General features: G+C 74.6%; 11 protein-coding genes. 4 read left to right on the top strand and 7 right to left on the bottom strand.

All coding sequences use genetic code 11. The annotated features are described in order from the left end of the window. Positions 1–26 precede the first annotated feature (26 nt). The 3 genes from AC3EQ1_RS03380 to AC3EQ1_RS03370 all read right to left on the bottom strand — a co-directional run bounded on the left by AC3EQ1_RS03380 (position 27) and on the right by AC3EQ1_RS03370 (position 3,366). Positions 27–1,148, bottom strand: coding sequence for an FUSC family protein (locus AC3EQ1_RS03380; RefSeq protein WP_432092714.1), 1,122 nt, complete (start codon positions 1,146–1,148; stop codon positions 27–29). Positions 1,149–1,538: 390 nt separating this feature from the next. Next, a complete protein-coding gene (locus AC3EQ1_RS03375) occupies positions 1,539–2,264 on the bottom strand; it encodes a VOC family protein (protein ID WP_432092829.1) in 726 nt (241 codons plus the stop codon). A 184-nt stretch (positions 2,265–2,448) separates the two neighbouring features. Continuing rightward, a complete protein-coding gene (locus AC3EQ1_RS03370; protein WP_432092713.1) occupies positions 2,449–3,366 on the bottom strand; it encodes an AraC family transcriptional regulator in 918 nt (305 codons plus the stop codon). 132 nt (positions 3,367–3,498) lie between these two features. On the opposite strand from AC3EQ1_RS03370, the gene AC3EQ1_RS03365 reads away from it, so the two are divergent. After that, on the top strand, positions 3,499–4,131 hold the full coding sequence (locus AC3EQ1_RS03365; protein WP_432092712.1) for a DsbA family protein: 633 nt from the start codon (positions 3,499–3,501) through the stop codon (positions 4,129–4,131). Between the two features lie 47 nt (positions 4,132–4,178). Next, positions 4,179–4,829 (top strand): NAD(P)-dependent oxidoreductase, encoded by a 651-nt coding sequence (locus AC3EQ1_RS03360; RefSeq protein WP_432092711.1) that lies wholly within the window; start codon positions 4,179–4,181, stop codon positions 4,827–4,829. A 96-nt stretch (positions 4,830–4,925) separates the two neighbouring features. On the opposite strand, the gene AC3EQ1_RS03355 is transcribed toward AC3EQ1_RS03360, so the two are convergent. Next, the gene (locus AC3EQ1_RS03355; protein ID WP_432092710.1) at positions 4,926–6,455 is read right to left on the bottom strand and encodes an FAD-dependent oxidoreductase; all 1,530 of its coding nucleotides are present in this window, start codon (positions 6,453–6,455) and stop codon (positions 4,926–4,928) included. Positions 6,456–6,811: 356 nt separating this feature from the next. On the opposite strand from AC3EQ1_RS03355, the gene AC3EQ1_RS03350 reads away from it, so the two are divergent. Further along, a complete protein-coding gene (locus AC3EQ1_RS03350; RefSeq protein ID WP_432092709.1) occupies positions 6,812–6,982 on the top strand; it encodes a hypothetical protein in 171 nt (56 codons plus the stop codon). A 362-nt stretch (positions 6,983–7,344) separates the two neighbouring features. Here AC3EQ1_RS03350 and AC3EQ1_RS03345 read toward each other — a convergent pair whose 3' ends face one another. Then, positions 7,345–8,109: a crotonase/enoyl-CoA hydratase family protein gene (locus tag AC3EQ1_RS03345; RefSeq protein WP_432092708.1), complete on the bottom strand. Its 765-nt coding sequence runs from the start codon at positions 8,107–8,109 to the stop codon at positions 7,345–7,347. Further along, a complete protein-coding gene (locus tag AC3EQ1_RS03340; RefSeq protein ID WP_432092707.1) occupies positions 8,106–9,752 on the bottom strand; it encodes an acyl-CoA dehydrogenase family protein in 1,647 nt (548 codons plus the stop codon). The genes AC3EQ1_RS03345 and AC3EQ1_RS03340 overlap by 4 nt, the downstream gene beginning before the upstream one ends. 118 nt (positions 9,753–9,870) lie before the next feature. Here AC3EQ1_RS03340 and AC3EQ1_RS03335 point away from each other — a divergent pair, with 118 nt between their 5' ends. Next, positions 9,871–10,614, top strand: a complete 744-nt coding sequence (locus tag AC3EQ1_RS03335) for a PaaX family transcriptional regulator C-terminal domain-containing protein (RefSeq protein WP_432092706.1) — start codon at positions 9,871–9,873, stop codon at positions 10,612–10,614. A 73-nt stretch (positions 10,615–10,687) separates the two neighbouring features. Here the strand turns inward: AC3EQ1_RS03335 and AC3EQ1_RS03330 are convergent, their stop codons facing one another. Continuing rightward, positions 10,688–12,499: a hypothetical protein gene (locus AC3EQ1_RS03330; protein WP_432092705.1), complete on the bottom strand. Its 1,812-nt coding sequence runs from the start codon at positions 12,497–12,499 to the stop codon at positions 10,688–10,690. Positions 12,500–13,081 lie beyond the last annotated feature (582 nt).

The following is a 13,081-nucleotide window of genomic DNA, read 5'->3' as shown; positions in this document are numbered from 1 at the left end:
GGCGGACCGGCGTCCGACCGCGGCCCTCAGCGGGCCGCCGCCCCCACCGCCTCCACCGGCGTCACCTCCGCCGACTCCGGAACCAGGTCGAACAGCAACTGCAGGGCGAGCGCGCACAGCTGGGTCTGGGCGAGATGACGGTTCGGTGCTTCCTCCCCGTCCACGCCGTAGGTCTCCATGGCCGGCGTCCGCACCGAGCGGTAGCAGGCCCACGCCTCCTCCAGCCGCTCCTCCGACGGGCCCTGCCCCGACCGGCCGCACTCGGCGGCCAGCCCGGCGAGCAGGTCGAGGAGATCGCCGAACTCCGCGCGGAAGCCGGTGCTCAGCAGCGACGGGTCGGAACCGGCACCGCCGCGCCGCGCCTCCCGCGTCAGCACCCGCGCCTGTTCACCCGCCGCGTACAGCGAGTCGAGCACCGTATGGGCGGGCAGCGGCGGATGCTGCCGGGCCAGCCGCGACCGGGCGTTGAACCGGTGGCTCTCGGCGGCCGTCAGCTGGGCGTCGGCGACGTGGAGGGTGGTGCGGTGCACGGCGAGCAGCCGTTCCGTGCGGTGCGCCGAGCCGTACAGCGCGCCCTCCCGGATCTCGGCCGCCGTGTCGCGCAGCAGCTCGGCGGTGCGCAGCCCCAGCCGGTAGGCGGCCTCCCCGGCCTCGGCCCGCCGGAGCGGCGGCGGCAGCACGACGTTGACGACGATGCCCATGGTCACGCCGATGACCACGTCGGCGAGCCGGGGCAGGGCGTAGGACGCCGGCGCGGTACCGCCGACCAGCAGGACGAACAACGCGGTGAACGGCACTTGCAGGCCCTGGCCGGCCAGCTTGCGCCAGGTCCCCAGCAGCAGCGCCGCCGGGACGACGACGAGGATCCCCCACAGACCCTGGCCGAAGAGCAGCGACACCGGGACCGCGAGCAGCACGCCCAGCAGGAAGCCGACGGCGAACCGCCCGGCCTCGCGCATCGAGCTGAGCACGGTCGGATAGACGCCCACCAGCGCGGCGAGCGGTGCGAAATAGGGCTGGTCGTGCCCGGGCAGAAGCAGAGCCAGCCACCACGCGCCACCCGCGGCGACGGTTGCCTTGGCGAGCAGCTGGATGTCGGGCGCGGACTTCCTCGGCTCTGCGAGGGCCCGGATCAAGCGGTCGAGCATGTGTTTTCGGCTTACCCCTCGTGGTCCTGCGGATAACGTTCCGGCCGGCGCTCCGTACGGACACCGCGGGCGGACGGATGCGTGCCGCCGCTCGGTGCCGGCCTTCGGATGTCCCCCTGGAGATTCCCCCTGCCGGGAGGCCGCGACGATGTCGGCGGCGAACTCGGTTCACGGACGGTTCAGTTGACTGATCCGCCCGGGCGCCCTGCGGTCCGGACGGGACGAGTGCCCACAGGTGCCGCCTCGAAAGACAACGAACCGCGCCTCATCATTCCGCTGAAACCGTAACAAAAAAGGGCGAACGGAACCGGAGCCGGAAGTGAACGGGAGGCGACCCTCCCGGCCCCCACGTCCCGGCGGGGAGCCCCGGCGGGCGAGGTGGAACGCGTTTCAGTGGGCGAGGTGGAACAGGCCGCCCTCGGGATCCCGCAGCTCCGCGATCCGGCCGAAGTGCGCGTCGGAGGGTGGCGAGACGACCGCCCCTCCCGCGGCGAGCGCCCGGTCCGCCGCGGCGTCGACGTCGTCCACACAGAAGTAGACGTGCCACTGCGGCCGGATGTTGGGGTCGGGGGCGTCCTCGACGCCGCCGCCCCGGAGGTCGGCCACGGTGCGGCCGCCGATCCGCAGCACCACCCGGTCGTCCTCGTACCGGACGTCGATGCAGGAGTCCTCCGGCCGGTCCCAGTCGAAGACCTCGCCGTAGAAGAGGGCCGACGCGAACGGATCCCGGGTGCGCAGCTCCAGCCAGGCCGGGGCGCCGGCCCGCCGGTTCACCCGCCAGTCCGGGTCGACCTCGCCCTCCCAGACGCCGAACACCGCGTCGGCCGGATCGGCGGCCCACGCCACCCGGCCCTTCCCGAACTCGATCGGCCCCACCGCGACCGTGGCGCTCCGCTCCCGGATCCGCTCCGCCACCAGGTCCGCGCTGTCCACCGCGAAGTACGCCGTCCAGCACACCGGGAACCCCAGGGTGCGGGCCATCGCCCCCAGCCCGGCCACCGGCGTCCCGTGGGCGAGCGCCACGGAGTAGCTGCCCGCGCCCTGGAAGCCGGGCTTGTACTGCCAGCCCAGCACGGAGGAGTAGAACTCCTGGGCGCCGTCCAGGTCGTGTGCCATCAGGCTGACCCAGCAGGGCGCACCCTGCACCGCCGGCGGTGTCGCAGGCACGGCGGTTCACCTCGCTCCCGCGGGAATCCTCTGTCTCCACCCTCCGCCCTGAACGCCGGGAACGCCACCCCCGTCCGGCCCCGCGCCGCTGTCCGGCCGGGCCGCCGGAGCGGAGGACCGCCTGAAGGCTGCTTCAGCGGGTGCGCCGTTCCGGGCGGAAGCGGGCGCGGAAGGCGGCCGGGGGGGTGTCGGTGCGCTGGGTGAAGTACTTGACGAAGTTGCTGGTGTCGAGGAAGCCGAGCCGGGCGGCGACGCCGGCCACCGGTTCGTCGCCATGGGCCAGGAGCCGGCTGGCTTCCAGGATGACGCGCCGGTCGATGAACTCCTTGGCGCCGACGCCGACGGCGTCGAGTGCGGCGCGGGTCAGCGTGCGGGGGGCGTAGCCGAGGACGCGGGCATAGTGTCCGACGTCCCGGGCCCGCGGGTAGTCCTGTTCCACCGCTGCGCGGAACCGGTGGAAGGTCTCCGCGTGCTCTGCGGTCAGGGTTCCCACCGGCTCGGTCAGGTGGGTGAGGCGCAGCAGGACGACGGCGAGCAGGCGCTGGAGGACGGCTGCGCGGGTGTGGTCCGGCAGGCCGCTGCTGCGGTATTCGGCTGCCAGGTGATCGAGGGCGTTGCGCAGGGCGGAAGCGTCTTCGCCGGCGACCTGCCAGAGCGACCGCCCGAACGGGGCGTCGAGACGTACGTCTGCCGAGGTGGCCGGATCGAGGAGGTCGGGCCGGAAGAGCACCAGGGTGCCGGAGGCGGCGTCCAGGTTGCCGAAGCGCTGCACCTGCCCCGGCCGTACCCACAGCCAGGTGTCCCGGCTGAGGGCGTGGTCGGCGAAGTCGACCATGTGCCACAGCAGCCCGTGGTCCACCGTGAGCAGCAGGTGGAACTCCGGGCGCTGCGGACGGCCGGATCCCTGCGCGTCCCGGATGCCGTCCGCGCCGCCGTGGCGGCGCAGGCGCTGGCGCAGTTCGGCGATGGACATGACCTCGACCCCGGCCGCGGCGGCCGGCGGCGGCACGTAGGGGACCTTCGGGATCACTTCGTGTCCGTTTTTCACCACAGCCAGACCTCGCCATACCTGGGCGGCACGCGTTCTCCTTTCTAGGTTAGAGGGTGTTCGCGGGCGGAACAGCGGCAAGGCCGCGAGCTACGCGGCCGACGTCGATGACTGACTTCTACCATGGAGGTTCGGATGACCGCCCGACTCACCTACGCCTTCGACGCCTACTGCGGCTGGTGCTACGGCTTCGGCCCGGCGCTGCGCGAGTTCGCCGCCGGGAACGCCGACCGCATCGCGTTGCGGGTCCTGTCCGGCGGCCTCTTCTCAGGACCGCGGGCGTTGCCGACCTCGGCGTACCCGCACATACCGGGCGCGAACCAGCGGATCGCGGCCCTCACCGGCGTCACGTTCGGCGAGGGCTACCGGCGGGCGCTGAACGAAGGATCCACGGTGATGGACTCCACGGCCGCCGCCACCGCCCTGATCGCCCTGCGCCGCCAGGCGCCGGACCGGGCCCTGGAACTGGCAGGGGCCCTGCAACGCGCCTGGTACGTCGACGGACGCAGCCTTTCCGACGTCGCGGTGCACCGGTCCATCGCCGCCGGGCACGGCCTCGACGCCGACGCGGTCGCCGACGAGTTCCTCGCCCCGGCGACCCGCCGCGAGGCGGAGAGCGAGTTCAGAGAGGCGCGCGGGCTCGGCGTCGACGCCTACCCGACCCTGCTCCTGCACACTCCCACCGGCACCCACCGGCTCGGCGGACCGGTCTCCACTGCCGCCGCGCTCACCGAGGGCCTCGACCGGCACCTCGCCCCCACCGAATGACCACCCCCGGATCCGTCACACGGAACACCACGAAGGAAAGCACCTCCATGACGAACATCGTTGTTTTCGGCGCCAACGGCACCATCGGCTCCGCCATCGTCCGCGAGGCCCTGGACCGGGGCCACCGGGTCACCGCTGTCGTCCGTGACCCCGCCAGGGTCACCGAGCGCCGCACGAACCTGACCGTCACGCTCGGCGACGTCCTCGACGCCCAGTCGGTCGCCGCCGCCGCCAAGGACCAGGACGCCGTCGTCAGCGCCGTCGGCGGTGGCGACGGCCCCGGTCACCTGGCCACCATGAAGCCCGCCGCGACCAGCCTCGTCGAAGGACTGCGAGCCGTCGGCGGCGCGGCTCCCCGCCTGATCAGCGTCGGCGGTGCCGGATCGCTGCGCACCCCCGACGGCAAGCAGCTCTGGGACACCCCGGGAATCCCCGCATTCCTGCTGCAGATCATGCACGCCCACGGTGACGCCCTCGCCTACTACCGGACCGTCACCGACATCGACTGGACCAACATCAGCCCCGCCGCCAAGATCGCCCCCGGGGAACGCACCGGCAGCTACCGCACCGCCCTCGACGACCTCGTGACCGACGACAACGGCGACAGCGCCATCTCGGTCGAGGACTACGCGGTCGCCGTCCTCGATGAGATCGAGAACGGCAGCCACCGCCGGCAGCGCTTCGCCGTCGGCTACTGACCTCCCGCTCGCACGGGTCCGCCCCGCCCACGCCGGGAGGGGCGGACCCGTCGGCACTCCCACCGCAGTCGGCGACTTCGCGCGCGGCCCCGCCGCTCACTCGCCGAGGTCCCGGGGCTCCAGGGGCCGGACCGCCGGGCCCTCCAGCACCGAGCCGTCGACCGCGAAGCGCGAGCCGTGGCAGGGGCACTCCCAGGCCCGTTCCGCCCCGTTGAACTGCACCAGACAGCCCAGGTGGGTGCAGCGCGCGGACACCGCCGTCGCGGCGCCGGAGGGGTCGCGGTACACGGCGCAGCGCCGCCCGCCCAGCCGCACCACCGCGCCGCTGCCCGGCGGGATGTCCTCGACCGAGTCCACGTACGAGGTGTGCAGCCGGTCGCCGACGAAGTGTCGGCCCACGGACGCCTGCCGCTGGAGCAGCGTCGGCGCCTCCCGCAGATGCGGCAGCCGCCTCGGGTCGTACAGCTCCGTCCAGCCCGGCCGGGGGCCGCCCGCGATGTGCGAGGCCAGCAGCCGGCCGGACATCACCCCGCCGCTCAGCCCCCAGCCGCCGAAGCCGGTCGCCACATAGACGTGCTGGGTGCCGGGGTGGAAGTGCCCGACGTACGGCAGTCCGTCGGTGCTGTCGTTGTCCTGCGCCGCCCAGCGATGGGTGATCCCGGCCCCCGGGTAGTGCTGGTGCGTCCAGTCGGCCAGCCGTGCGAACCGCTGCTCCGCGTCCCCCGTGCCGGGCTCGAACGACTCGCCGGTGACGATCAGCAGCCGGTGCTCGTCGTCCAGCGGGGCGGTGCGCACCGACCGGGTGCGGCGCTCGGGCGTGATGTACATGCCGATGGGGGCGCTCCCGGCGGGCACCGGCGCGGCGACCACCAGCTCCCGGCGCGGCTTCAGCCGGGTGAAGAGCAGGGCGCGGTCGAACACCGGATAGTGCGTGGCCACGACGGCGTCCCGGGCCACGACCGTGGCGCCGTGCTCGGTGCCGACCCGGCAGCGCGCCCCGTCGTGCAGCTCCGTCGCCCGGGTGCGCTCGAAGATCAGCCCGCCCCGGTCGACCAGGTCACGGGCCATAGCGAGCAGGAACTTCCGCGGGTGGAACTGCATCTGGTCCTCCACCCGCACCGCTCCCGCCACCGGGAACGGCAGCTCCGTCGTCGTGACGAACGACGCCGCCAGCCCCGCCTCCCGTGCCGCCTCGGCCTCGGCCCGCAGCTCACCGACCCGCTCCTCCGACTCCAGGTACGTGTACGCGGGGACCCGTTCCAGCTCCGCGTCGGCCCCCAGCTCGGCGCAGATCCGGCCGACGTGCTCGACCCCGTCCTGCTGCGACTCCGCGTACAGCCGGGCCGCCTCCGACCCCTGCTGCTTGCGCAGCCGCGCGTAGACCAGGGTGTGGAGCGCGGTGAGCTTCGCCGAGGTGTAGCCGGTGACACCGGAGCCGATCCGGTCGGCCTCCAGCAGGGCCACCCGCTGTCCGGCCCGCTCCAGCTCCCACGCCGTGCACAGCCCGGCGATGCCGCCGCCGACGACCACGGTGTCCACCTCCAGGTCGTCACGGAGCGGCGGGTATCCGGTGTGCTCCGCCGAGACCATCCAGTACGACTCCTGGGCCGGCCGCTGATCCGCCATGGGGCCCGAGTGCCCCGCGCCGGGGCCGGATAACGCGGCGCGGCCGGGTGCCCGTACCCGGAGCGGACAGAGCCCCTGATCAGCGGCGTGCACGCTGCGTGGTCGGCCACGCCGGAATTGTCGCGCGCTGCGGGCCGATCGTCGCTATTCTGGAAGCTGACGGACAGCCCCTTCAGGGAAGCACCGACACCCTCGGCCCGTCCCGGGATGCGCCATTCACCATGGCCGCACTCCCGGTCGCGTAGTCCGGCGCCACCGCGTCCGAACAGCCCTTTCCTCAGCCCCATCGGGCGTCCGGCGCCCGGTCGAGGTTCCGTCGGCACGTCCGGTTCACCCGACGCGAAGGAGTGTGCGCGGTGACACCTCAGAAGACGAAGCGACATCAGCTCCCCCCGGAGCCTGAGGAGCCTCACAAGCGGATGAAGGAGGTGCGCAACCTCGATGTCTGGGCCAGATCAGCGCCGATCCGGCTGGCAGGCTACGAGGAGGACCCAGCCGAGTCGCACATCCTGCGCGGCATCGACTGATCCCGTCCGCTGTACTCGGGGCCCGACCGGAACGACGGCCGGGCCCCGAGACGCGTACCGGGCCGTAGCGATTCCCGACGAGGCGCACCCGCCCCTGGGCCGGTCCGCCGGTCCGCACCGGGCCGGCGCCTCGCGGGCCACGGTCACCGCGTGCGAGGACGCCCGTCGAGCCTTCCGCCGCTGATGTAGCGCAGCCGGCCGGTCCGCGTCCCGCGCCCGCCCGCCGGACCTTTCGGACCCTATGCCGCTCACCCTCGGAGCCCGTCCGGCGGTGTCCGCGGGTCGTGCCTGTCGGCTCGGGGCGGGACCTTCCGGGGCCTTCAGCGGGCTGCGCGACGACGACGCTGCCCGGCCCCCTCCCCTCACGGCGCCTCGAAGTCGCCGTGCCGCCCCGCGCCGCGGGCGAAGCGCGCCGCGCCCTCCAGCCCCTCCGCCAACACGGCCCGGCCGCCGCGCAGTTCGCCGGCCATCGCCGCCTCCTCGCCGAGACCCTCCTGCGCCAGCAGCGAGGCCCGGTCGGCCCGCAGGCACGCCTGCGGGAAGCGGGCGATCTCCGCGGCCAGGGCCTCGGCCTCGGTCCGCGCCAGGCCGGGCGGCACCAGCCGGGTGGCCAGCCCGATGTCGTACGCCTCCCGGGCCGGGACCGGACGCCCGGTGAGGACGAGGTCCATCGCCCGGGCGGTACCGATGAGCCGGGGCAGCCGGACCGTGCCGCCGTCGATCAGCGGCACGCCCCAGCGGCGGCAGAAGACGCCGAACACCGCGTCCTCCTCCACCACCCGCAGATCGCACCAGAGCGCGAGCTCCAGCCCGCCCGCCACGGCGTGCCCGCTCACCGCGGCGATCACCGGCTTCGTCAGCCGGAGCCGGGTCGGGCCCATCGGCCCGTCCCCGTCCCGCTCCACCCGGTTCCCCGCTTCCGTACCGGCCGCCTTGAGGTCCGCGCCGGAGCAGAACGTCCCGCCCTCGCCCCACAGCACCGCCACCCGCGCCACGGGATCGGCGTCGAAGGCCCGGAAGGCGTCCGCCAGTTCGCGGGCCGTCGCGCCGTCCACGGCGTTGCGGGTCCCGGGCCGGGACAGCACCACCGTGGTGACCGGGCCCTGCCGTTCGACGCGGACGCTCACCCGGCCTCCTTCGGCCGGGCGCGCTCCAGGATCGGCGCCAGGTCCGTGCCCGCCGGGAGCGTGCCGAACGCGTGGCCCCAGTCCCCGCCGAGCCGGGAGGCGCAGAACGCGTCCGCGACCGCCGGGTCGCTGTACCGGACGAGCAGACTGCCCTGGAGCGCCAGCGCCATCCGCTCCGCCAGCCGCCGGGCGTCCAGCTGGGCGCGCGCCGGATCGGCGAGCCCGGGCAGGGCCGCCCGGACCTGGGCCGCCGCCGCGTCCAGCCGGCGGTCGGCACCGGCCGCCGCGTCCACCTCCGCCAGCAGGGCGTCCAGCCCCGCCGGCTCCTTGCCCAGCGCCCGCAGTACATCGAGCGCCGCGACATTGCCCGAGCCCTCCCAGATCGACAGCAGCGGCGCCTCGCGGTAGAGCCGCGGCATCCCGGACTCCTCGACGTATCCGTTGCCGCCCAGGCACTCCAGCGCCTCCGCTGCGTGCGCGCTGCCCCGTTTGCACACCCAGTACTTGCCGACCGCCAGGCCCAGCCGGCGCAGCGCCGCCTCGGACGCGTCCCCGGCCTGGGAGCGGTCCAGCGCCGCCGCCAGCCGCATGGCCAGCAGGGTCGCCGCCTCCGACTCCACCGCGAGGTCGGCCAGGACGTTGCGCATCAGCGGCTGGTCGGCCAGCTCGGCGCCGAACGCCCGCCGGTGCGCGGTGTGGTGCAGGGCCTGGCGCAGCCCCGCCCGCATGCCCGCCGCCGTGCCGATCACACAGTCCAGCCGGGTCACATTGACCATCTCGACGATGGTGCGCACCCCGCGGCCCGGCTCGCCGACCGGCCAGGCCACCGCGCCGTCGTACTCGATCTCGGACGAGGCGTTGGAGCGGTTGCCCAGCTTGTCCTTCAGCCGCTGGAGGTGCATGCCGTTCCGGGTGCCGTCGGGCAGGACCCGGGGCAGCAGGAAGCAGGTCAGCCCCTCGGACGTCTGCGCCAGCACCAGGAACACATCGCTCATCGGGGCGGAGGTGAACCACTTGTGCCCGGTGAGCCGGTAGGTGCCGTCGCCGGCCGGGACCGCCTGCGTGGTGTTGGCCCGTACGTCCGAGCCGCCCTGCTTCTCCGTCATCGACATGCCGGCGATCAGCCCGGACTTCTCCAGCGGCGGCCGCGGCCCGTAGTCGTAACGGCGGGCCGCCAGCAGCGGTTCGTACACCGCGGCCAGCTCCGGCTGGGCGCGCAGCGCGGGAACCGCCGCGTACGTCATGGAGACGGGACAGCCGTGGCCCGCCTCGGCCTGCGACCAGACGTAGAACTGGGCGGCGCGGAAGAGATGCGCGCCCGTCCGCGACTCGGTCCAGGGCGCGGCGTGCAGCCCGTTCTCCACCGCGACGGTCATCAGCCGGTGCCAGGCGGGATGGAACTCGACCTCGTCGATCCGGTGGCCGAACCGGTCGTGGGTGCGCAGCCGCGGCGGGTGCTCCTCGGCGGCCCGCGCCCACTCCTGCACCTCCTCCGAGCCGGCCAGCGCGCCCAGCTCCCGGACCCGCTCCTCGCCCCAGCCCGCTCCGTCGCGCCGCAGCGCCTCCAGCAGGGCGGGGTCGTCGGCCGCGCTGAACGGGGTCAGCGGCGGGGCCTGGTTGAGGACTTCATGGGTGGTGCTCACGGCAACCTCCGGGGAGTGGCGTGGTCGGCTCCTGTCCTGGACGTTACAGTTTCACTGCGCGCGTCGGAAGCATGTAAGACATCGGAAGCATGTAAGAGAGAGCGGGGGTGCGGCACGGATGGACGGCACGGGACGCGCCGGGCTGCGGCCGCTGACCGCCCGCTCGGTCGTGCTCAGCACCCTGCTCGGCCACCACCCGCCGCTGCTGCCCGCCCGCGCCCTGGTCCGGGTCGGACGGCTCTTCGGGATCGCGGAGGGCACCGTCCGGGTGGCGCTCTCCCGCATGGTCGCGGCCGGTGACCTCGAACAGCGCGACGGCGGCTACGCACTGACGGCCCGGCTGCTGCACCGCCAGGCCCGCCAGGACGACGCCCGCAGCCCCCGCACCCGCCCCTGGGACGGTGACTGGGAGATCGCCGTGGTCGCCCCCGAGCCCCGGCCCGCGGCCGAACGCTCGGCGCTGCGGCAGGAGATGAGCGTGCTGCGCCTGGCCGAACTGCGGGAGGGCACCTGGCTGCGCCCCGCCAACCTCCGCCGGCCGCTCCCGCCCTCGGTCACCGGGCCGTGCACCCTGCTCACCGGCCGCCCCGACGACGATCCGGCCGCCCTCGCCGCGTCCCTGTGGGACCTGACCGAGTGGGCCGACCGGGCCCGCGCCCTGTACACGGCGCTGGAACAGGCACCGGACCCGGCCGGGGAGTTCACCGCGGCCGCCGCGATCCTGCGCCACCTGATGGCGGACCCGCTGCTGCCCGCCGGACTGCTGCCCGCCGACTGGCCGGGCGACGCCCTCCGGGCACGCTACGAGGTCTTCCACGCGGAGATGCGGGCCCTGCTCCAGGAACACACGGCGACGCCCTGACCGCTGCCGCGCGTGGCGGGGGTTCTCCGTTGCCGGGACTCGCGGTACGTCGGACGGACCGCCGGGCGTACGGTCAGCCCGCGGCGACGCCGTCCAGCGACTCCACCCGGCGCTCCAGGGCCTGCACCGCACCGGGCCGGGGGCCGGGCACCGCGCGCCGCATCTCCAGCAGATGGTTCGCCAGCCCGCGGGCCGCGGCCGGGTCCGCCACCTGCTCCCAGCAGTGGTGCGCGCGGTCCACGGCGGCCACCACGTCCGCCGCCTCCGCGGGCTCGCCCCGCTGCATACGGGCCGACGCCGAGGCCGTCCAGAGCTCGCAGGACCGGACGAAGTCACCGGCGAGACGGGCGAGATCGGCCCGTACCTCCAGCCAGTGCACGGCCTCCGCGGACGCCGCGCCGTACAGCCGGAGCGCCTGCTGCTCCCAGGCGGCGGCCATCGCCGCCGCCTCACCGTGCCGCCCCTCACGCGCCGCGGCGAGGATCGCCGGGTGCGGGTCGGGATCCGCGGCCGGCCGCGGAGGGTGCTGCACGGGCGCCGGGGCCTGGACCGGGACGCCGGTGCCGGGGCTTGCCGCGCCGGTGCCGCTGCCGGTGTGCGGATACGCGGGCGCGGACGGGGCCGGTGCCGGGACGGTGGTGGTGTGGGCCGCGCTCGCCGCCGACGGGTGGGCGGTGTGCTGAGGCTGCGACGGACCCGACGTACCGCCGTAGGGGGCGGGTTGGGGCGGAGCGGGCTGTGCCGGTACGGGCTGCGCGTGGACCGGTTGGGCCGGGACCGGTTGGGCCGGGACGGGGCGGGCCGGCGCAGACGCGGCGTACGCCGCTCCGTGTCCGTCGGTGCCGCGGTCCTCCGGGCCCTGGCCGTTCGGAGCCTGGCCGTTCGGAGCTTGGCCGTTCGGAGCCTGGCCACTCACGCCCTGCCCGTTCGGGTCCTGCCCGTTCACGCTCTGCCCGTTCACGTCCCGCGCGTTCGGACTCCAGCCGTTCATCCCGGGGTTGCTCCCGGCCGCACCGTTCGTGCCGCCGCCCTGGGGGTATCCCGCGGTGCCCGCGCCTCCGGTGGCCTCTGTGCCGTTGGCGCTTCCCGGAGCCGCGGCGTACCCGGAAGCCGGTCCCGGGCCGTGAGCCGCGGAGAACGCCGTGCCGGAGGCCGGAGCGGGCGCCGTGGCGGCAGCCGGCGCCGGAAAGGTGCCCGCGGCCCCGTACGCCCCGGCGCCACCGTCCTCACCCAGCATCAGATGCGTGCCGTCGAGGAGCCCGGCCATCGCCGCCGCCCGGCGGTGCAGATCCTCCAGCGGCGGCCGGGACGCGGCGGGCCGCAGGATCTCGGAGACCGCCCGGCTGTACTCGGGGGCGGCGACCGACCGGCGCTCCGGCGGGGGAGCCACGGTGCCGAACAGCCGGACCCCGTCGGCCCGCAGGGCCTCGGGGAACGCCCGGAGGCGGGACCACGCGGCGGTGTCGGCCACCAGATCGGCCAGCAGCGTCGTGCTGCCGGCGGGCCGGTGCTGGAGTTCGGCGGCCAGCCAGTGCCAGGGGAACCCGGTGTAGCGCACGGTGGTGGCGGTGGTCCGCGCCAGGGCGAGATGCGGCAGTTGCTGCTTGCGGTCCAGCGTCAACTGCCCGATGAGATGGATCAGCAGCGGCCCGGGGAAGGCGGCCGCGGTGCGCAGCCGGGTCAGCACGACCTGGGGGTCGGCCGGGTCCACCAGCTCGACGACGCTGGCCCCGGGCGTGCCGGTGAGCACCCGCGGAGGCACCGCCGCCAGCGCCGGAAGGACGGCGGCAGCGTCCATCAGACGACCCTTGCCGACCGGGGCCGCCGCAATGAGCAGCGCCGCCCCCGGAACCGTTACCGCCGTCTCGTCACCGTTGATCGCCACGCACTCACCGTATCGCCCCCCGGCTCCGTGGCAGCCGGGTCATCCGGGAACGTACGCGGCCGGGTGGTTCGTCGGGGGCTTTGACGACGCTTCGGCCCTCTACGGTCGTTTGTTCCTTGTTCTGGCCGGATTCGGACTGGCGATCGGCGTTTGACGGGCTCATCGCCATGTCTGCGGCGCGCGGCCTTGCGAGTGCGCCCCTTCGGACATCCGGGCGCCTTGATGGCGCGGCCGAAACGCACAGCATCCGGGGCGGACCCGTTCTCCGGCCCGCCCGCGTCGCCCCGGGAGCCCGGCCGGCCGCCCCCGATCGGGTGCCGCGCTCATGGCAATTGCCTGGTGGGCAGGCCAATGGCGTGGTCGCGGCGGCCGGATCGCAACGGTCCTCCGGCGTCCACCGAGTACCTGATGCCTGATCAAAAAACTTGCTGCATCGCACAGTTGAGTCACGAAGGCAACACGGAGGGTTTCGGCCAAAGGGCATAAACGATCTTGGCTGTCGCCGTCGGGTTGTAGACGATGTTGCGGTCGGCGAACCTTGTGCGGGTCGCTGCCGACGAACGACCCCGCGCCCAGAGGGCG

The sequence above is a fragment of the Streptomyces sp. bgisy100 genome, assembly GCF_057709105.1.
The sequence above is the reverse complement of the archived record's forward strand: the minus strand, read 5'-3'. Positions and strand labels throughout refer to the sequence as shown.

Bases quoted from the DNA above. Each gene is read 5' to 3' on its own strand.
- AC3EQ1_RS03335 (WP_432092706.1), top strand. From the start codon at position 9,871: ATGGACGGCACGGGACGCGCCGGGCTGCGGCCGCTGACCGCCCGCTCG.
- AC3EQ1_RS03360 (WP_432092711.1), top strand. From the start codon at position 4,179: ATGACGAACATCGTTGTTTTCGGCGCCAACGGCACCATCGGCTCCGCC.
- AC3EQ1_RS03355 (WP_432092710.1), bottom strand. From the start codon at position 6,455: ATGGCGGATCAGCGGCCGGCCCAGGAGTCGTACTGGATGGTCTCGGCG.
- AC3EQ1_RS03375 (WP_432092829.1), bottom strand. From the start codon at position 2,264: ATGGCACACGACCTGGACGGCGCCCAGGAGTTCTACTCCTCCGTGCTG.
- AC3EQ1_RS03365 (WP_432092712.1), top strand. From the start codon at position 3,499: ATGACCGCCCGACTCACCTACGCCTTCGACGCCTACTGCGGCTGGTGC.
- AC3EQ1_RS03380 (WP_432092714.1), bottom strand. From the start codon at position 1,148: ATGCTCGACCGCTTGATCCGGGCCCTCGCAGAGCCGAGGAAGTCCGCG.